At 67.9% G+C, this 17,984-nt stretch carries 17 protein-coding genes; 5 read left to right on the top strand and 12 right to left on the bottom strand.

All coding sequences use genetic code 11. The features are described 5' to 3' along the window. Window position 1 precedes the first annotated feature (1 nt). Complete coding sequence (locus E4A53_RS06350) at window positions 2-631, top strand: TetR/AcrR family transcriptional regulator (RefSeq protein WP_239018161.1); 630 nt, start codon at window positions 2-4, stop codon at window positions 629-631. Here E4A53_RS06350 and E4A53_RS06345 read toward each other — a convergent pair. Genes E4A53_RS06345 through E4A53_RS06305 form a run of 9 tightly spaced genes read right to left on the bottom strand, consistent with a single transcriptional unit; the run spans window position 610 to window position 8,549 of the window. After that, a complete protein-coding gene (locus tag E4A53_RS06345; protein WP_136162249.1) occupies window positions 610-2,610 on the bottom strand; it encodes a pyrroloquinoline quinone-dependent dehydrogenase in 2,001 nt (666 codons plus the stop codon). The genes E4A53_RS06350 and E4A53_RS06345 overlap by 22 nt on opposite strands. A gap of 1 nt (window position 2,611) precedes the next feature. Next, entirely contained in the window at window positions 2,612-2,851 is a 240-nt protein-coding gene (locus E4A53_RS06340; RefSeq protein ID WP_136162248.1) for a lipoyl domain-containing protein, read from the bottom strand. Between the two features lie 12 nt (window positions 2,852-2,863). Beyond that, window positions 2,864-3,856, bottom strand: a complete 993-nt coding sequence (locus tag E4A53_RS06335; RefSeq protein WP_136162247.1) for an alpha-ketoacid dehydrogenase subunit beta — start codon at window positions 3,854-3,856, stop codon at window positions 2,864-2,866. Window positions 3,857-3,868: 12 nt separating this feature from the next. Continuing rightward, on the bottom strand, window positions 3,869-4,864 hold the full coding sequence (locus tag E4A53_RS06330; protein ID WP_136162246.1) for a thiamine pyrophosphate-dependent dehydrogenase E1 component subunit alpha: 996 nt from the start codon (window positions 4,862-4,864) through the stop codon (window positions 3,869-3,871). 9 nt (window positions 4,865-4,873) lie between these two features. Next, entirely contained in the window at window positions 4,874-6,172 is a 1,299-nt protein-coding gene (locus E4A53_RS06325) for a M24 family metallopeptidase (RefSeq protein WP_136162245.1), read from the bottom strand. Between the two features lies 1 nt (window position 6,173). Next, window positions 6,174-6,647, bottom strand: coding sequence for a cupin domain-containing protein (locus tag E4A53_RS06320; protein WP_136162244.1), 474 nt, complete (start codon window positions 6,645-6,647; stop codon window positions 6,174-6,176). Window positions 6,648-6,661: 14 nt separating this feature from the next. Beyond that, window positions 6,662-7,423, bottom strand: a complete 762-nt coding sequence (locus E4A53_RS06315) for an SDR family NAD(P)-dependent oxidoreductase (RefSeq protein WP_136162243.1) — start codon at window positions 7,421-7,423, stop codon at window positions 6,662-6,664. Further along, on the bottom strand, window positions 7,420-8,211 hold the full coding sequence (locus tag E4A53_RS06310) for an SDR family NAD(P)-dependent oxidoreductase (RefSeq protein WP_136162242.1): 792 nt from the start codon (window positions 8,209-8,211) through the stop codon (window positions 7,420-7,422). The genes E4A53_RS06315 and E4A53_RS06310 overlap by 4 nt, the downstream gene beginning before the upstream one ends. Then, window positions 8,208-8,549, bottom strand: coding sequence for a putative quinol monooxygenase (locus E4A53_RS06305; protein ID WP_239018160.1), 342 nt, complete (start codon window positions 8,547-8,549; stop codon window positions 8,208-8,210). The genes E4A53_RS06310 and E4A53_RS06305 overlap by 4 nt, the downstream gene beginning before the upstream one ends. A 14-nt stretch (window positions 8,550-8,563) precedes the next feature. On the opposite strand from E4A53_RS06305, the gene E4A53_RS06300 reads away from it, so the two are divergent. Further along, entirely contained in the window at window positions 8,564-10,078 is a 1,515-nt protein-coding gene (locus E4A53_RS06300; protein WP_136162241.1) for a tetratricopeptide repeat protein, read from the top strand. A gap of 96 nt (window positions 10,079-10,174) precedes the next feature. Here the strand turns inward: E4A53_RS06300 and E4A53_RS06295 are convergent, their stop codons facing one another. Next, window positions 10,175-12,517 carry a TonB-dependent receptor gene (locus tag E4A53_RS06295; RefSeq protein ID WP_136162240.1) on the bottom strand — a complete coding sequence of 781 codons (2,343 nt, stop codon included), beginning with the start codon at window positions 12,515-12,517 and terminating at the stop codon, window positions 10,175-10,177. Window positions 12,518-12,833: 316 nt separating this feature from the next. Here E4A53_RS06295 and E4A53_RS06290 point away from each other — a divergent pair, with 316 nt between their 5' ends. Together E4A53_RS06290 and E4A53_RS06285 are read left to right on the top strand one after the other, a co-directional pair. Then, the gene (locus E4A53_RS06290; RefSeq protein WP_136162239.1) at window positions 12,834-13,175 is read left to right on the top strand and encodes a VOC family protein; all 342 of its coding nucleotides are present in this window, start codon (window positions 12,834-12,836) and stop codon (window positions 13,173-13,175) included. Window positions 13,176-13,234: 59 nt separating this feature from the next. Then, the gene (locus tag E4A53_RS06285) at window positions 13,235-13,756 is read left to right on the top strand and encodes a YbjN domain-containing protein (RefSeq protein WP_136162238.1); all 522 of its coding nucleotides are present in this window, start codon (window positions 13,235-13,237) and stop codon (window positions 13,754-13,756) included. On the opposite strand, the gene E4A53_RS06280 is transcribed toward E4A53_RS06285, so the two are convergent. Beyond that, complete coding sequence (locus E4A53_RS06280) at window positions 13,743-15,500, bottom strand: lytic transglycosylase domain-containing protein (protein WP_136162237.1); 1,758 nt, start codon at window positions 15,498-15,500, stop codon at window positions 13,743-13,745. The two genes, E4A53_RS06285 and E4A53_RS06280, sit on opposite strands and share 14 nt — an antisense overlap. After that, window positions 15,500-16,228: a uracil-DNA glycosylase family protein gene (locus tag E4A53_RS06275; protein WP_239018159.1), complete on the bottom strand. Its 729-nt coding sequence runs from the start codon at window positions 16,226-16,228 to the stop codon at window positions 15,500-15,502. The genes E4A53_RS06280 and E4A53_RS06275 overlap by 1 nt, the downstream gene beginning before the upstream one ends. A gap of 106 nt (window positions 16,229-16,334) precedes the next feature. Here E4A53_RS06275 and E4A53_RS06270 point away from each other — a divergent pair, with 106 nt between their 5' ends. Next, window positions 16,335-17,984: an electron transfer flavoprotein-ubiquinone oxidoreductase gene (locus tag E4A53_RS06270; RefSeq protein WP_136162236.1), complete on the top strand. Its 1,650-nt coding sequence runs from the start codon at window positions 16,335-16,337 to the stop codon at window positions 17,982-17,984.

The following is a 17,984-nucleotide window of genomic DNA, read 5'->3' as shown; positions in this document are numbered from 1 at the left end:
GTTGACCATCGAACGGCTGAGCCGCCAGGCGGATGTCGCACCCAGGACTCTCTATCGCCTGTTCGGCGACAAGGAAGGCGTGATCTTCGCCACGGTAGCCGAGCGATTGCGCGAGGTTCGCGCGCATATCGCCAGCCGCGCGAAGACGTACACGATCGATGTCGTTTTTGAGGAGCTGGACTGGATGGTGTCGGAAATGGAGCGCGACGCGCTCTATGCGTGCACCGTCATCGACTTCTTCTTCTCGGCGGAGCAACGCCCGGCGGCCAACCGGGAATTGGGATCCGTCGCCTATAATCGCTTTCGCAACTGGATGGACGAGGAGATTCTAGCCGGCAACTGCCGTTCCGAACTGGACCTGGAACGCATTGCGCAGGAGCATGTGGCAACCGAGTTCGTCATCTATCATCGCTGGGCGACCGGTCGGGCCGACAGCGCCGCCTGCCGGCTGGAACTGCACGCCAATTTCCTGAAAAGCGCGATAGTGACGCTGCGCGGCGACGAGCACGCCCGCTATGTCGCCTTGCTGACCGAAAAGCACCGCGCTCTGGGGATGAGCCCGATCGGTGCCGCCGCCTCGACCAACCGGACTGAGCGCGATGCCGGCGATCATTTCATCGGCAAGGCGTAGGCGATGATCTGGTCGGCGCGCGGCGTCTGGAACCACAGATGCTGGCCGGTCGCGATCACGACGTACTGGCGGCCCCCGGTCGTGTAGGTCATTGGCGTCGTCTGGCTGCCGCCGGGCAGTCGGTCCCGCCATAACTCGCGGCCGTTGTGCATGTCGAAGGCCCGCAGGTAACGGTCCATCGACGCGGCGATGAACAGCACGCCGCCGCGTGTCGCGACGGGGCCGCCGATATTCGGGGTGCCATAGGTCAGGTCGAACGGTAGCGGTATCGGCGCGCGGTCGTTGATCGTGCCGAGCGGCACGTCCCACAAGGTCTTGCCGGTACGCAGATCGATTGCGGTGAGCCCGCCCCATGGCGGCGGCGTGCACGGCGCCCCCAGCGGCGACAGCAGCCACTCGCGCTTCACCTCATAGGGCGTACCCGCCATCGGCGAGACATCCTCGGTGGCCGAGAGCTTGACCGATCCGCCAGCCTCCGCCGCGCGCTTGCGCAGGGTAATTACCGACGCGACGCGGCTGGTGTTGATGTAATAGATCTGCCGTTGCGGATCGACCGCGCCGGATCCCCAGTTGGCGCCGCCGGAGGCGGCCGGATAGGTGATGGTGCCCTGGGTCGAGATCGGCGTGAATAGGCCCTCCGAGCGATAGCGGCCGATCAGCGCCCGGCATTTCGCCCGGTCCCACGGGGTGAAGCCCCAGGCATCGTCCGCGCTCAGTGCCTGCGGGGCGATCGGCCTGGGCAGGCGTGGGCGCGGCTGGGTCGGCGACAGCCACTCGCCCGGCGCCCCGCCCTGCGGCACCGGCACTTCGTCGATCGGGAACAGCGGGCGCCCGTCACGGCGGTCGAACACGAACAGAAAGCCCTGCTTGGTCGGCTGGACCAGCGCCGGAACGCGCGTGTCATCCCGGTCGATGTCGACCAGTGTCGGCTGCGCCGGCGTATCGTAATCCCAGATGTCGTGGTGGACCAATTGCTGCGCCCACACCAGCCGGCCGGTGCTGCCATCGAGGGCGACGACGCTGTTGGCATGGCGATTGTCGCCGGGGCGCAGCCCGCCATAATAGTCCGGGGCCGCACTCGATGTCGGCAGGTAGACCATGTCGAGCACGGGGTCGGCGGCGATCACGGACCAGACATTGGCCGCCCCAGCGGTGCGACGGCTGTCTCCGTGCCAGTCTCGATCCGGCCCCCCGTCGCGCGGCACCGGGTCGAAGGTCCAGCGCTCGCGGCCGGTGCGGGCATCGAAAGCGCGGACGATGCCGCGCGGCGCCTGCGCACGGACATTGTCGAGCACCATGGTGCCGATGACGACGGTGTCCCGCACGATCGCCGCCGGGCCGGCGAGCTTCACCTCACCAGGATGATGCACTGGTCCCGGATCGATCCGCACGGTGCCGTTGGTGCCGAAGTCGGCGCACGGCCGCCCGGTTGCGGCGTCGAGCGCGATCAGCCGCATATCGACGGTGGCGAGGAACAGCCGCGTCGCGCAGGCGGTGCCGGGCGGCTGGTCGGCGGCGTGCCACTGGGACACGCCGCGGCAGACATATTGATCGGGTATGCGCAGCGTCGGGTCGATGTCCGAATCGAACACCCACTTCTCCCGCCCTGTCGCCGGATCGAGGGCAATCACGCGCGCAAACGGCGTACAGGTTATCAGTGCCCCGGCGGCAAGGATCGGCGTTGTCTCGCTGCTGCTGTTGGCCAGCATGGATTCCGGTCGCCGGCCAAGCTCGCCGGTGGAATAGCGCCACGCCACTTCCAGATGCATGGCGTTGCCTGGCGTGATCTGCGCGGCTTCCGTGTAGCGTGAACCGCCTGCCGTCGCGCCCCATTGATCCCACCGCGTTTCCGCCGGCGTGTCGGTGGGGATGACGAGCGGGGGGAGGGGCGGATGGGTGAGCGTCCATCCCACCGCCCCGCCGATGACCAGCAGCAGCGCCAGGGCCAGCAGCGTCTGGCGGTGGCCCCAGCGCCGCATGTCAGGCGACGATGGTGGCGATATGGCTGCGCACCGCGACGGTATCGCCCTCCGCCGCCAGTATCTCGCTCAACGTGCCGCTGCCGGGCGCGGGCACCTCGACGTTGGTCTTCGCCGCCTCCACCTCGACCAGCGGCTCGCCGGCCTCGACGGGGTCGCCCACCGCTTTCAGCCAGCGCACGATGTCGGCGTCCTGCATGCCCATGCCGAATTGCGGCAGCAGCACCTTGATGTTGGCCATGGAATCCTCCGTTCAGGCGATGGCCGGTTCGTGCGCCGCGACCAGCCGGCGCGCGGCGGCGACAATGCGTTCCGGCGAGGGGTAGAGCGCCTTCTCGATCGCCGGGGAGAAGGGCAGGTGGGTATCGGCGGTTGCGACGCGCAGCACTGGACCGCGCAGCGCATCGAATGCCCGTTCGGCGACCAGGGCGGCGATCTCGCTGCCGGCGCTGCACGTCTGGTGGGCAGGATCGACGGTAATCGCGCGCCCGGTCTTGCGTACCGATTTCAGGATCAGCGCGGTGTCGAGCGGGACCAGGCTGCGCGGGTCGACGACCTCGGCGGAGATCCCTTCCGCCGCCAGCGCCTCCGCTGCTTTCAGTGCCAGCGGCACCGCGCCGGCGACCGCGATGATCGACAGGTCGCTGCCCTCGCGCTTGATCTCGCCCCGGCCGAGCGGGATCAGGAAATCGGGGTCGTCCGGCAGGTCCGACTTCGCGGTCCAGCAGGTCGAGTCCTCGAAACACAGCACCGGGTCGTCGTCGCGGATCGCCGCCTTCAGCATGCCCTTCATGTCGTAGGCGGTGGCCGGCACGATGATCTTCAGGCCCGGAATGTTCATGAACATCGAATAGTTGCGGTCGGAATGCTGGGCCGCGTTCGAGTTGCCGTAGAAAAGGCAACTACGGATCACCAGCGGCAGCCGGGGCTGGCCGCCATAGATGTAGCGCGACTTGGCGATGATGCTGACGATCTGGTCCATCGCGGGATAAAGGAAGGACGAGATCGTCGCGTCGACGATCGGCCGGGTGCCGACCATCGCCGCGCCGGCCGCCGCGCCGATGAAGCCGTTTTCGGAAATCGGGGTGTCGCGCACCCGTTCGATGCCGAACGCGTCGACGAAGCCGGTGGTGGTGCCGAACACGTTGCATATGATGTCCTCACCCATGATGAAGACGGTCGGATCCCGCTGCATCTCCTCCATCTGGGCCTGGCGGATCGCCTCCAGAAATGTGGCTTTGGCCATGACGTCCTCCGTTCAGCCGTTGATGAAATCGGGAATGGGCAGGCGCTCGACGAACACGTCGTCGAACGCTTCTTCCTGGGTCGGGTAGGGGCTGCTGCGCGCGAATTCGATCGCGTCGGCAACCTCTGCGGCCACCTCCTGCTCGATTGTGTCGAGCGTCGCTGCGGCGACGCCCGCGGCCAGCAAGGCGGCACGATGCAGGGTCAGCGGGTCGCGCTTGCGCCACTCGTCCACTTCCGCCCCGCGATCGAGCAGAATCCGCCCCATGTTCACGGCGTGGTCGGCGTAACGATAGGTCTTGGTTTCGACCAGCGTCGGCCCGCCGCCGGTGCGCGCGCGCTCGACCGCTTCGGATACCGCCGCCTCGACCGCGTCGACATCTTGCCCGTCGACGATGATCGCCGGCATGTTGTACGCCTTGGCGCGCTCGGCGATGTCCTTGACCGGCACCGTCGCATGCGCCGGGGTCGACACGGCATAGCCGTTGTTCTCGCAGACGAAAACCGTCGGGAGCCGCCACACCGCGGCCAGGTTCATGCCTTCGTGGAACGCCCCTTCGTTGGTCGCACCGTCGCCGAAGAAACACAGCGCCACCCGGCCGTTGCCGAGCAGCTTCGACCCGAGAGCGGCGCCTGCGGCGACCGGTACGCCCGACCCGACGATGCTCGTCTCGCCCAGGCTGCCGACAGAAAAGTCGGACATGTGCATGGATCCGCCCTTGCCCTTGCAGACGCCCGTCGCCTTGCCGAGCAGTTCGGCCATCAGCGGGCGAAGCTTGGCGCCCTTGGCGATCGGGTGGCCGTGGCTGCGGTGGGTGCCGACCATGTAATCGCTGTCCGCCAGCGCCATGCAGGCGCCGACGCCGGATGCCTCCTGCCCGGCATAGGTGTGCAGCGCGCCGGGAATCTCTCCGGCGGCATGGATGGCTTCGGCCAGGTCCTCGAACTGCCGGATACGCTGCATCCGGCGGTATTTTTCGAGGCTGCGGTCGTTCTGTTGGTCGGTCATGGCGTCCTTTCAGGCGGCTGGGGCATCGGGGTGGGGAGCGGTCGCGTCGGCGACGATCAGCTCCAGCGGGGCGGCGTACATCGGCTCGGGCGGCCCGGCCGTGATCGCGTAGACATTCTCCATGTGGCAGGGGCCGAGCCGGGCGCCGAAGAACAGGCTGTCCAGGCTGATCAGCATGTCCTCTTCCATCACGAACCCCTGCTTGACGCCGGCCAGGCCGGCGGCGGGGTAGGGAAGCGGGATCTCCAGCGGCATCAGGCCGATGCCGTGGGCGACGACCAGCAGCTTCTCGGGCGCGGCCACGCCCTTGTCCTTCAGGTGCTGGTAGCCGATCGCCGGCAGCGTGTGGGTCGAGACGCCGGGGCGGAGCCGGTCGACCATCTTCAGGAACGCGTCGCGCAAGATGTCGTGCAGGCGCTGATAGTCGGCCGACGGCCTGCCGATCACGGCGGTGCGGTTGATGTCGATCCAGAAGCCGTCCAGCACCCCCTGGGTTTCGAGGATGACGATGTCGCCGCGCCGCAGCGGTCGGTTGCCGCGGGTGCGGAACAGGTCGGGAATGAAATCGTCGCCGTCGTAGGATCCGCCGAACAGCATCGCGCCCTCGTCGACCGGGGTCACGCCGTTGCGGACCATGAAATCGCATATGCGGGCCTGCACGTCGTTCCAGTCGGCGCCTTCCTGGAGCAGCGATCCTGCATGGGCGACGACCCGGTCGGCCATCCGCCCGACCGCGCGATAGCGTTCGCGTTCCTCTGTCGTCTTGACCACCCGCACCCGCATCATCAGGTCGAGCACGTCGCGATAGCGGTGCGGCAGCCTGTCGGCGATCGCGGCGGATACCCGGTGTTCGTCGAAGCCGATCGCCTTGCCCGCCATGCCGTGGTCGGCCAGCGCGGCACCGATCGCGGCGGCGATGTCGGGTTGGCAGGCGCCGCGGATCGCGCCGGCGACCGCCATCGCGTCCTCGGCCAGCCGGCCGCCCTTGAAATCCGGGTCGACATAGCGACTGACCTCGCAGAAGTTCAGCATGTCGAAGGTACGGATCTCGTCGAACGTGCAGCGCCGGGCGTCGCGGTTCAGCACCGCGACGATGCCGATATTGGCTTCCGGAATGACCAGGATCGCCGGTCGGGCCGGGTCCGCGAAGACGATCGCGGCGGCGAACGGCTCCATCTGCGTCCAGCGTTCGAGAATGGAGTGATAGCCGGTTGCGTAGCGCACGTCGTGCGGGTGGCTCAGCACCACCGCGTCCAGCGCCTCGGCGGCCAGCATGCCGCGCAGCCTGTCGATGCGGGGATTGGTCATGTCAGGCATACTCCCGCGCCGCTTCGCCGGCTGTGCTGGCGTTGGAGATGTCGGGCTGGTCGACCCCTTGATCCAGGTCGCGCAGGAACTCGTGGTTCAGGATGAAGCGCACCCCGCCATCCTCGTCGGTGAAGGCGACGGCGCCGTGGCCCATGAACAGATATTCGGTAACCTGCTCGCAGCGCGCCTCGGTATGGCGCGACCCGATCGGCTCATACCCGTACGTCCCCGCCGGGGCGGAGCCGACATCGTAGATCAACTCGCCCTTCGTGACGAAATACTGGCCGTAGCCCAGGTGCCAGTGGGGGGCGAAGGTCGCGCCGGGCTGCATCGCCACCCACAGCACCCAGTCGCCGCTTTCCTCGCTGTAGCGCAGCAGGCGAATGGTCGTGCCTTCGCCGAGCTGATGCGGGCGGGCGTCGGCGATGTTGACGATCAGGTCGCCGGTCTTGCCGGGATGATGCTTGGCGGTCATCGCAATTCTCCTCGTCACATTGTTGCGGTCAGGCCCTCGTCGGCGATCACCACCGCGCCGTGGATGGCGCTGGATCGCGGATCGGCGAGGAAGCAGACGACCTCCGCCATCTGGGCGGGGTCCATGAAGAAGGCGCCGCGCGGCGAGGGATGATCCTTCATCAGCGCGGCGATGGCCTGCTCGCCTTCCGGGGTACGCAGGCCGGCGGTCAACGGGGTGGCGACCGATCCGGGGCAGACGCAGTTGATGCGGATTCCCTTTGCCCCCAGCTCCGCCGCCAGCGTCCGCGCCAGCATCGCCACGCCCGCCTTGGACGCGGAATAGGCGCTGTCGCCCGCGCGCCCGGCGATCCCGGAAACAGAGCCGATGAAGATGATCGAGCCCGCCCGTTTCGCCAGCATCGCCGGAAGCACGGCATGGGTGACGTAAAAGCTGCCTTTCAGGTTGACGTCGATATGCCGGTCGAACAGCGACAGCGGGCTTTCCGGTACCGGATTGGGCGCCCAGATTGCGGCGTTGTTGACGAGGATGTCGATCGGGCCGGTCTGCGCCGTCATCGCCGCGACCGCGCGCGCCACGGCGTCGGCGTCGGCGATGTCCACCTGGCGCGCGGCCGCGATCGTGCCGCCGGCCGCCGCCTCGTCCAGTTCCGCCTGCGGGGCGTTGGACAGCACCAGCACCCGTGCGCCCTCGGCATGGAGCTGGCGGCTCACCGCCGCGCCGATGCCGGATATGCCGCCGGTGACGAGTGCGACTTTGGCGGCGAAGCGGCTCACTGCGCGGTGTATCCGCCGTCGACGACAAGCTCCGACCCGTGCATGTAGCCGGCCTCGTCGGAGACGAGGAAGCGCACGGCCTTGGCGATGTCGATCGGGTCGGCCATCCGCCCGATCGGGTGGGCGGGGGCCATGCCGGCCAGCGCTTCCTCGACAGAGGGAAAGAATCCTTCTTCGACGAAGCGCTGCATGATGTGGTCGACCATGCCGGTCTTCACGCCGGACGGGTGGATGGTGTTGACCCGGATCTTTTGCTTCAGCGCGGAAAATTCCATGGCGCAAGCCTTGGCGAACAGCCGCACCGCGCCCTTCGACGCGCAATAGCCGGTGTGGAGCGGCGACCCGATCAGACCCGCGACCGACGAGATGATGACGATCGCGCTGCCGTGCGGCAGGTCGGCGCCGGTGCGGGCCATCAGGTCGGCGGCCGCCTTGGTGCCCAGGAAGGGGCCGTCGACATTGACCGCCATCTGGCGCCGCCACTGTTCCAGGCTGGTGTTGGCCAGCCGCTCGACGACGACGATGCCGGCGACATGGACGAGAATGTCGAGCCGGCCGTGATCGGCGTCGATCCGGGCGATCGCGCCCTGCCACGCCTGTTCGTCGGTTACGTCGAGCTGCAGGTAGCTGCTGCGCGCGATCGCGCCCGTGAAATCGGGGGCGCTGGCGGCGACATCGGCGCCGACCACCGTCGCGCCGGCTTCCGCCAGGCTGGCGGCGATGACGTTGCCGATGCCGCCGGTGCAGCCGGTGACCAGCGCGACGCGCCCGTCCAGTGATCCGATCATGCCGTTTCTCCTTCGATATCCGAGTCGGTAAGGGGGGTGCAGAGATGGATTTCCGGCGTGCCGTCCACGCAGTCCCAGCCGGCGGCCGCCATCGCGCGGTGGTAAGGCATGTCGGGATGGGCCGCGTGCGCGGCCGCGGTCGCGAACAGCTCGGTGAAGATGAACAGGTTGGGATCAGAGCGGTCGCGCATGATCTGCCAGATCAGGGCATCCGGCTCGTTGGCGCGAACATCCTGCTGGAGCTTCGCGATCAGACGTGCGAATTCGTGCGCCCGGTCGGGTTTGGCGCGCACCAGCATGACGACCCCGGTCATCGGCCCATTCGCGTTGCTATTCATTGGAAGGAGCTCCCTTGGTTCCGCGCGAACAGTTGCGAGAAGCGGCGCGGCTGGCGCAGGGGGCTGATCCGGCGGCGGCATTGCCGCTGGTCGCCCGCCTGCTGGCCGACGCGCCCGACGATGCGGATGTGCTGACCGTTGCCGGAATTGCCGCCCAGCGCAGCGGTGTCCTGCGCGAGGCGATCAGGCACTTTGCCCGCGCGGTAGCGGTCGAACCAGATAACCCCGCCAGGCTTGGCAACCATGCCGTCGCGCTGAAGCAGGCCGGGCGTTATGACGAGGCTATCGCGGCACTGGAACAGGCTCTGGCGTTGCGGCCCGGTGCCGCCGTCACCCTTGCCAATCTCGGTTCCTGCCTGATCGCCGCTGATCGGCCGGCCGAGGCGGAAGCGCCCCTGCGCGCGGCCGTTGCCGCCGATCCTGGTCATGCCGAAAGCTGGAACAATCTGGGTGTCGCTCTGGCGCGAACCAACAGGCTCGACGCCGCCGACGCGGCCTATCGGCAGGCCCTGACCATCCGTTCCGGCTATGTCGAGGCCGCTCTCAACCGTGTCGACCTGCTCGATCGGTCGGGGCGGGAGAGCGAAGCCGCCCGGATCGCCGCCGACGTATTGCGGGCAATCCCCGGCCATCCGCGCGCCGCCAACCAGCTCGCCGCGATTCGCGCTCGCGCCGGCGATGATGCCCAGGCGATCGCGCTTTACCGTCAGGCGCTCGACAGCAACGGGCTGAACCACCCGGTCGGGGTCAATCTGGCGACGGCGCTGCTGCGGGCCGGCGCCTATGCCGAGGCGTTGGCGCTGTGCGACCGCCTGCTCGCCGAATTGCCGAGCAGCACGATGCCCCTGGCGTTGAAATGCGTGGCGCTCGAACGGCTCGGCGATCGAGCGGCGCTCGACGCGCTGATGGCGCTCGACCGCTTCGTCGCGGTCGTCGACATCCCGGCTGTCGCCGGCTTTGCCGACATGGCCGAATTCAACATGAGTTTGATAGCCGAGCTCGCGGCGCACCCGTCGCTGACCTTTGAGCCGGAGGGCCTGGTCACCCGTGCCGGCCGCCAGACAGACGACATGGCCGACGACCGGACTCCCGCCATCGCCGCACTGGCCGCCATCGCCCGCGAACAACTGGCCGCCCATGCCGATCGGGTGACGGGATCCGACCATCCGTGGATTGCGGCACGGCCGGACGACTGGGCACTGACCCTGTGGGGGACGATCCTTGCCCCCGGCGGCGCCGTCGCCCCGCATATTCATGCGCCGAACTGGCTGTCCGGTGTCTATTATCCCGAATTCCCGCCGCCGTTGGCGGCGTCGGGCGAAGGCTGCTTCGCGATCGGGCCGCTGCCCGATCAGCTCGGTGGTGGCGGAACGCCCGCCGTCTTTCAGCCGCGTGCCGGCAGGATGATCCTGTTTCCGTCTTTCCTGTGGCATTGCACCCTGCCGTTCGGCTGCGCGGCGGAGCGGATGAGCCTCGCCTTTGACCTGGTGCCGGACGGTATCGGGCGCCGGCACCGCCTCGCGCGCTGACGGCACGCAAAAAAGGGATGGCCCGGCAAATTTGCCCGCGCCGCGGAGAGGTGCGGCGGGCGGGGGGAAGAAGAGGTGCCGGGCCATCCGGGCGGCTCAGAATTTCGCGGCCAGCTCCACCCCGAATGAACGGGGCGGGGCGTAGTTCGTGAAATTGAACAAGCCAGCCACCGAGTTGGCGGACACGCGATACACCTCGTTCAGAAGGTTGCGCGTGAAGATCGAGACGCGATATTTCTCCGTGGGATCGGCCCACTGCAGGCTGGCGCCGACCAGGGTGCGCGCGTCCCCCTGCGTATAAGGCGCGTTCAGCGTCACCGACTCATATTGCGACTGGTAGTTCAGGTCGGCGTTCAAGCTGATCTGCCCCCAGCTTGCCGGCGGAAAGGCATAGTTGGCGGTCAGGTTCGCCGTCCATTTGGGGACGTTGCGCAGCTTCAGCCCGGACGCATCGTCGTTGACGCCGTCGCCGTCGATATCGGTAAGGAACTTCAGGTATTTCGCTTTCTGGTAGCCAAGCGAGGCGCCGAGCGTCAGCCCGTCGACCGGCACGGCGCTCGCCTCAAGCTCCAGGCCATAGACTTCGGCCTTGCCGGCGTTGGTCGTGCGCGTCTCCTGCCCGGGAAGGCCGGTGATCGGGTCGACGAACGGCACGACCGCATCGCGTTGCAGGTCGCCGTAGCGAACGTAGAAGGCAGCGGCATTGAACCGCAGGCGCCGATCCGCCGTCTCGGTCTTGAAACCCAGTTCGAAACTGTCGGCGGTCTCTTCCTTGAACGGCAGGGCCGATGTCGCCGACATCGCCTGTTCGTTGTAGCCGCCGGACTTGTAGCCCTGGCTGTAGGTGAAATAATTATTCACGCCGTCGGCGATTTCCCAGCGGTAGCCGACGCGGACGGTGGGTTTGGAAAAGCTGGCGCTGTCCGAATATTCCGGCCAGAAGCCGGTCTGGATGATCGATCTGCGCACCTGCGGGCGGACCGAGAAGCTCTTCTTCTCGCTGGTATAGCGCGCGCCGACGAACACCGCGAGCGGATCGGCCAGTTTGTATTCCGCTTCCCCGAACGCGGCGTAGCTGTCGACCTTGTAGTCGGCGGTCGACTGGTTGGGGTCGGTGAGCGCCGTCGGGTCGCCGAGGAAACGCAGGAAGCCCAGGAAAGACGTCGCGTTGGCGTCCATGGTCTGGCCCCAATACATCGCGCCGGCGGTGAACTTGATGCGATCCGAGAAATCCGACGAGAAACGGGCTTCAAGGGAGTATTGCTCGCGCACGTCCTCGCGGGTCGACACGAACAGATAGGCGCTTTCGCCGGTATAGTCGGACGGCAGCGCGGACTTCACCCGACGATAGCCGCTGACGACGGAGAGCGTGCCGACATCCGTCCAGCTATGCTCGCCGCGCAGATAGAAGCCGTCGACGTCGATGCGGTGACCGGTCAAGGTGCCGGGGCATGTCGGCGCGGTGGCGCTTCCGCGGCACAGGGTTGTCCCGGTATGGAAAGGGCTCTCCCCGGTGGTCTGAATCCCGGGGAAGCCGACGGTGTCGAACAGGAACCCGACAGGCGATTCGTTGACGCTCGGTGGGGAATCGCCCCGGTCGCGCAGCAACTCATAGGTCAGCAGCAGGTTGGTATCGGGCCCCGGCTCCCACAGCAGCTTGGCGCGGCCGCTGAAATAGCGGGTGCCGCCCCAGCGCTGGCCGACCGCCGGCACGTCCATCGGTATCGGGTCGACGGTATTGGTCTTGGTCAGGCGGTAATAGCCGTCGCTTTCCTGGAACGAGCCGGCGACGCGGAAAAACAGGTTGTCGGTCAGCGGGACATTGATGGCCGCCTTCACGTCCTTGGTGTTGAAGCTGGAATAGCCGACGCGCAGTTCCGCCCCGAAGTCGCGCTCCGGCCGCTTGGTGATGACGTTGACGACGCCGCCGACGGTGTTCTTGCCGAACAGGGTGCCCTGGGGGCCGCGCAATACCTCGATCCGATCGATGTCGAACAGATCGAACAGTTGCGTCTGGACATGCGCCAGCACGAAGTCGTCGACCACGACGCCGACAGCCGGTTCGAATGTCAGGATGATGTCGCCGGTCGACTGGCCGCGTATGCCGATCGATGCGGCGTTGAAGCCCGGGACGTTGGTGATGACGACGTTGGGAATATCGCCGGCCAGGGCGCGAATATCGGTCGCGAACTTGCGCTCGATCGATGCCGAGGAGAAGGCCGTTACCGCAACCGGCGTGTCCTGCAGCGATTCCGCGACGCGCCGCGCCGTCACGACGATGTCTTCCAGGCCGCTGGCCTGCGCCGCTCTTTCGGGCGGAAGCGGGTCTGCGTTTTCCGTTGCGGTTGCTTGGGCGACCGCGACTGTGCTGGTCGTGGTCAAGAAGGCGAGAGTCACCGTTCCCAGGGCGCGTGTCGCGCCCAGGAGCACCTGTTCCATAGCATCCTCCGTCCTCGGGCGCGTCCGCGTCTGGCGAGCGAATCGCTGATCCCGCTGCACGGCCTGTCGGGCCGCCTCAACAAAGGAGCATACATTATCATTTTTTGGAAGATAAAAAACATGCAAGAATGAATTTTTTATATCCCTGCTTCTTGGGCGATAATAATGACCATATGTCAATGTGATGCCCTGGGTGCCGCGACCGGCTTGAATCCGGAGAAGCGGCGCCCCCGTCCGGCGGGGCGTGCCGGGGAAGGGGGCATTGACCCGCCTGTTAGAGGCTATAGAACATATAAAGAACGACGGAGGGATCGGGATGGCGCGTTTCAACTATCTGGAATTGCCGAGCACGGACGTGGCGGCGGCGAAGGCATTCTATGCGGCGGCGTTCGGCTGGACGTTCGCCGATTTCGGGCCAAGCTACGCGGCGACGACCAGCGGCGACACCGATGTCGGTGTTCAGGGCGACGCGACGGAGCGCACGGCGGCGGTGCTGCCCGTCGTCCAGGTCGATGACCTCGACGCGACGCTGGCGGCGGTGAGGTCCGCCGGCGGCGTGGTGACCCGCGCCATCTTCGCCTTTCCGGGCGGCAGGCGGTTCCATTTTCGCGATCCGGACGGGCATGAACTGGCGGCGATGCAGCCTTCGGCCGCTTAGGGGCGTTGTCCCCGCGGAGCATGGGGTTATGCTGGCCCCGGATGTAAACGGGGAGGGTTATGCGGGCAGCGCTGATCGCAATCGCAGTTATGGTGGCGGTGCCGGGTGGCGCGGCGGCGCAGGCGCAGACGCGGGCGGATCGGGAGCGGCCGATCGACGTGTCGCGGGCGGAAGTGGTGGCGAACGCGGTGCGCGACGCCGGCTACAAGGCGGAGCTGAAGCATAACGAGAAGGGCGATCCCTATATCGTCAGCGCCGCTAACGGCGCGCCGTTCATCATCGAATTCTACGGTTGCCGGCCGGACAGCGGCTGTTCCTCGCTGCAATTCTACAGCTGGTACCGCAAGGAACCGGGCTTCACCCTCGACATGGTCAACGAATGGAACGCCGGCAAGCGCTTCCTGAAGGCCTATATCGACAAGGAAGGCGATCTGGGCGCGACGATGGACGTCACCACCATCGGCCGGATGACCCAGGCCAATTTCGCCGACGCGCTGGACTGGTGGGCGGTGATGAGCGCCGACCTGGCGACGTTCATCGACAAGCGCGACGGGGCGCCCGCCCCGGTTACTGCGCGCTGAGCAGCGCCGTCTCGGTCGGCCCGGCGCTGATCCGCACCGCCGACGCGCCGGGCAGGCCGGGGAAGCGCGGCCACAACCCCTCGGCCAGCGCCTTGCGGCTGGGCGACGGGTCGCCGGCGTTCTGCTGGTACATCCAGTAATTGCGCATGACGACCGCGACATAGCCGCGCGTTTCCCAATAGGGGATGCTCTCGATGTAAAGCAGCGGGTCGCCCTTGTCGAAGCCGCGCCCGTTCCATTCGCCGACCGGCAACGGCCCGCAGTTATAGGCGGCGATCACCTTGGGCAGCAGCCCGCCGGTCGCGCTGCCGTCGCGCAGTTGCTCCAGATAGGCCTGGCCGAACTCGATGTTGGTCGCCGGGTTGGTGAGGGCGGCGCGGTCGACGGTCTCGCCCTTGCGCCTGGCGATCAGTTGCGCGGTGGTCGGCATCAACTGCATCAGGCCGTAGGCGCCAGCCGGGCTGACCGCGTCGGTGCGGAAGCGCGATTCCTGCAGGGTGTGGGCGAAGATCAGCGCCCGGTCGACCCGCCAGCCGCCGGCCGGCGTCCAGTCCGGCGCCGGGTAGCGCGCGCTTGCCGCCAGCCGGGTGCCGGCCGGGCCGTTATGCGCCAGCCAGATCTGCAGCGCCGGCATGTTCATCCGCCCGGCGAGCCGCGTCAGCATCTCGTGCTCGCGCCCGTCGCCGATCTTCGCCTGATGGCGCAGCGCGTCCGCCGCCAGCTCGGTCTGGCCGATCTCGACCAGCGCGGCGGCGATGCGGACGTTGGTGTGGGCCGACAGCCGGTCCCAGTCGGCGGCGAGCAGTTCCGGCTGCTGGCCCGGCTTGGCGGTGATGCCCAGCGCCTGCTGGGCGAGCAGGCCGTAGAAGGTCTCCGGGCTGCGGGCGGCGGTGCGCAGCCGTCCCTGCACCAGTTCCGGCCGCCCTTCCGCCATGTCGGCGCGCGCCGCCCAGTACTGGCCGGCCGCCTTCATCTCCTCGTCCTCGCCGCGCCGCCCGACCGAATCGAAGGCGCGGGCGGCGGCGGCGTAATCCTGCTGGCGCCAGGCGGCGAGCCCGGCGATCCAGTCGGCATGCACCGCCCATTCGCCGATCCCGGCCTGCGCCTTGGCGGCGACGCGGCGGGCGTCGGCGTCGTTGCCGGTCAGGTAATAGGACCATGCGACGCGCTGGCGCCATTCGGTCTGCGCTTCCGGGGTCAGCCCGGCGGCGGTTTCAACCAGCGCCTCGGCGCCGGCCGGGTCGTCGGCCTTGATCAGCGGCAGCACCTGCGCCGACAGCGCGACGCCGACCGGATCGACCTTGATCGTCGCGGCGCGGCCGCGCAGCGGGGCGCTGCCCAGCCATTGCAGGCGCTGCTCGGTCGGGATCACAGGTAGGTCGGTCGCCCCGCGCTTGGCGGCGAGGGCGGCGATCTGCCCCGCCTTCGGCAGGTCAGGCGATTGCGTAAGCCAGGCGAGCAGCGGCTCCAGCGCGACGCGCGGCGTCCCGGCACGGGTATAGAGTTCGGCCAGTGCGGTCTGGTGGAGCAGGCCTGCCGGCATCGCCGCCAGTTGCGCCTGCGCGTCGGCCCAGCGGCGGGCGTCGAGCGCGGCGAAGATCGCCCGATAGGCGGTCTTTTCGGCGGTGTTCAGCACCGTCGGCGCCTGTTTGTGGGCGGGGACCGGCGGGGTCGGCACGGCGACGGCAAGCGCCGGCGCCGCGCCCGCGCAACCGAGCAGCGCCACGACCGCGAAAATCCGCATCACGCCCCCTTCCTCGACACCAACAGCAGGTCCTTCCATGCCTCGGCCTTCGCCGCCGGATGCTCCAACAGCATACGCGGGGGGAAGCTGGCAACCGCCTCGACCGTGCCCGCGCCATGCTTAAGCGCGCGTATCGAACCGCGCGCCGCGCGCAGCTCCGTCCCGAGCAGCGCACGGCTGGCCGCATTGCCCAGCACCAGCACCCGTTTCGGCCCGGCCAGCGCGATGCGGTGGCGCATGATCGCGCCCAGCCGCTCCATCACCTCCGGCGCGACGGTGCCGCCCGGCGCCCGCACCGGCGCGATCGGTGCCAGATAGACCGATTCGCGGGTCTGGCCGATTGCCGCCAGCATCCGGTCGAACAACTGCCCAAGCGCACCGCCGAACAGCCGGCCTTCGCCGGCGTCGCCCGGTTCCGGTTGGCCGGTGACGATCATCAGCGCGGCGGCCGGGTCGCCGGCGGCGGCGATCCGCGTCGTCCCCCAGGCGGCGCCCGGCACGTCGTCGCCGCCGGCAAGCCAGGCGTCGAGCGCGGCGATGCTGCCCGGCAACGGTGTCGGGGCCCGCGCCGCAGCGGCATCCTCTCCGTTCCCCTTGTTTTCGCTTGTTCGTTCCGGCGGGGCCAACCACGCAAAGGGTGTTTCCCCAACCAGCGTGTCGACCCCCGCCTCGCGCCACCACGCCAGCAGGCTTGTCCTTTCCTCGGCGGTGATCGCGGGCATCAGCATCGCCGCGCATAGGGGGGAAGGTTGACGCCAGGGTCAATCTCTTGGCACGGGAGCGGGGACGGGACGGTTGTCCGCTGCGACGAACGCGGAATGAGGGGTAGGAGCGATGAGCGAACGGGAGTCGATGCCCTATGACGTGGTGATCGTCGGCGGCGGCCCGGCGGGGCTGGCGGCGGCGATCCGGCTGAAGCAGCTCGCCGCCGAAAACGGCGCGGAGCTGTCGGTCTGCGTCCTCGAAAAAGGGTCGGAGATCGGCGCGCATATCCTGTCCGGCGCGGTCGTCGACCCGCGCGCGCTGGACGAATTGCTGCCCGACTGGCGCGACGATTGCCCGTTCGCGCAGACGCCGGTGAGCGAGAATCACCACTGGGTGCTGACGGCGGGGCGGAAATACGAATTTCCCCACATCTTCATGCCGCCGTTCATGAACAACAAGGGCACCTACACCGGCTCGCTCGGCAACCTGTGCCGCTGGCTGGCGGAAAAGGCGGAAGGGCTAGGGGTGGAGATCTTCCCCGGCTTCGCCGCCGCCGAGATCCTGTTCCACGACGACGGTTCGGTGAAGGGTGTCGCGACCGGCGACATGGGTGTTGCCCGCGACGGCACCCACAAGCCGGATTACCAGCCGGGGCTGGAGCTCCACGCCAAATACACCTTCTTCGCCGAGGGCGCGCGCGGCCACCTGACCAAGCAGCTAAAGCAGCTTTTCGCGCTGGACGCGGACGCGCAGCCGCAGGTCTACGGCATCGGCCTCAAGGAATTGTGGGACATCGACCCGGCGAAACACAAGCCGGGCCGGGTCATCCACACCCAGGGCTGGCCGCTCGACGACGCCTGGGGCGGCGGCTTCCTCTATCATCAGGCGAATGGCCAGGTCGCGCTCGGCTTCGTCGTCGCGCTCAACTACAAGAACCCGCATCTGTCGCCGTTCCACGAATTCCAGCGGTGGAAGACCCACCCGGCGATCCGCGCGATCCTGGAAGGCGGGCGCCGCGTCTCCTACGGCGCGCGCGCGATCAACGAGGGCGGCTGGCAATCGGTGCCGAAGCTGGTGTTCCCCGGCGGCGCGCTGGTCGGCTGCTCGGCCGGCTTCGTCAACGTCCCCCGGATCAAGGGCAGCCATACCGCGATGAAAAGCGGGATGCTCGCCGCGGAGGCGGCGTTTGACGCGATCGCCGCCGATCGTGCCGGCGATGCGCTCGACAGCTATCCGGAGGCGCTGAACGCCAGCTGGATCGCGACCGAGCTGAAGAAGGTCCGCAACGTCGAGCCGGCGGTCGCCAAGCTGGGCGGGACGATCGGCACGCTGGTTGCCGGCGTCGACATGTGGATGCGTCAGCTCGGCATCGGCCTGCCCTTCACCCTGGGCCACGCGCCGGACCACACCAAGCTGTGGCGCGCCGACCAGTGTCAGCCGATCGCCTATCCCAAGCCGGACGGCGTGATCAGCTTCGACAGGCTGTCCTCGGTCTTCCTCTCCAATACCAACCACGAGGAGGACCAGCCCTGCCACCTGACGCTGAAGGACCCGGACATCCCGATCAGCTACAACCTGCCGCTGTATGACGAGCCGGCGCAACGCTACTGTCCGGCCGGCGTTTACGAGGTGGTGGGGCAGGACGAGGGTAATCCCCGCTTCCAGATCAACGCGCAGAACTGCGTCCACTGCAAGACGTGCGACATCAAGGACCCCACCCAGAACATCAACTGGGTGGTGCCCGAAGGCGGCGGAGGGCCGAATTATCCGAACATGTAA

Source organism: Sphingomonas flavalba (assembly GCF_004796535.1).
Lineage (GTDB): Bacteria > Pseudomonadota > Alphaproteobacteria > Sphingomonadales > Sphingomonadaceae > Sphingomonas_L > Sphingomonas_L flavalba.
Note: the sequence above shows the minus strand (reverse complement) of the source record. Positions and strands in the feature narration are given on the sequence as shown.

Bases quoted from the DNA above. Each gene is read 5' to 3' on its own strand.
- E4A53_RS06345 (WP_136162249.1), bottom strand. From the start codon at position 2,610: ATGCGGCGCTGGGGCCACCGCCAGACGCTGCTGGCCCTGGCGCTGCTG.
- E4A53_RS06340 (WP_136162248.1), bottom strand. From the start codon at position 2,851: ATGGCCAACATCAAGGTGCTGCTGCCGCAATTCGGCATGGGCATGCAG.
- E4A53_RS06335 (WP_136162247.1), bottom strand. From the start codon at position 3,856: ATGGCCAAAGCCACATTTCTGGAGGCGATCCGCCAGGCCCAGATGGAG.
- E4A53_RS06330 (WP_136162246.1), bottom strand. From the start codon at position 4,864: ATGACCGACCAACAGAACGACCGCAGCCTCGAAAAATACCGCCGGATG.
- E4A53_RS06325 (WP_136162245.1), bottom strand. From the start codon at position 6,172: ATGACCAATCCCCGCATCGACAGGCTGCGCGGCATGCTGGCCGCCGAG.
- E4A53_RS06320 (WP_136162244.1), bottom strand. From the start codon at position 6,647: ATGACCGCCAAGCATCATCCCGGCAAGACCGGCGACCTGATCGTCAAC.
- E4A53_RS06310 (WP_136162242.1), bottom strand. From the start codon at position 8,211: ATGATCGGATCACTGGACGGGCGCGTCGCGCTGGTCACCGGCTGCACC.
- E4A53_RS06305 (WP_239018160.1), bottom strand. From the start codon at position 8,549: ATGAATAGCAACGCGAATGGGCCGATGACCGGGGTCGTCATGCTGGTG.
- E4A53_RS06295 (WP_136162240.1), bottom strand. From the start codon at position 12,517: ATGGAACAGGTGCTCCTGGGCGCGACACGCGCCCTGGGAACGGTGACT.
- E4A53_RS06290 (WP_136162239.1), top strand. From the start codon at position 12,834: ATGGCGCGTTTCAACTATCTGGAATTGCCGAGCACGGACGTGGCGGCG.
- E4A53_RS06285 (WP_136162238.1), top strand. From the start codon at position 13,235: ATGCGGGCAGCGCTGATCGCAATCGCAGTTATGGTGGCGGTGCCGGGT.
- E4A53_RS06280 (WP_136162237.1), bottom strand. From the start codon at position 15,500: ATGCGGATTTTCGCGGTCGTGGCGCTGCTCGGTTGCGCGGGCGCGGCG.
- E4A53_RS06275 (WP_239018159.1), bottom strand. From the start codon at position 16,228: ATGCTGATGCCCGCGATCACCGCCGAGGAAAGGACAAGCCTGCTGGCG.
- E4A53_RS06270 (WP_136162236.1), top strand. From the start codon at position 16,335: ATGAGCGAACGGGAGTCGATGCCCTATGACGTGGTGATCGTCGGCGGC.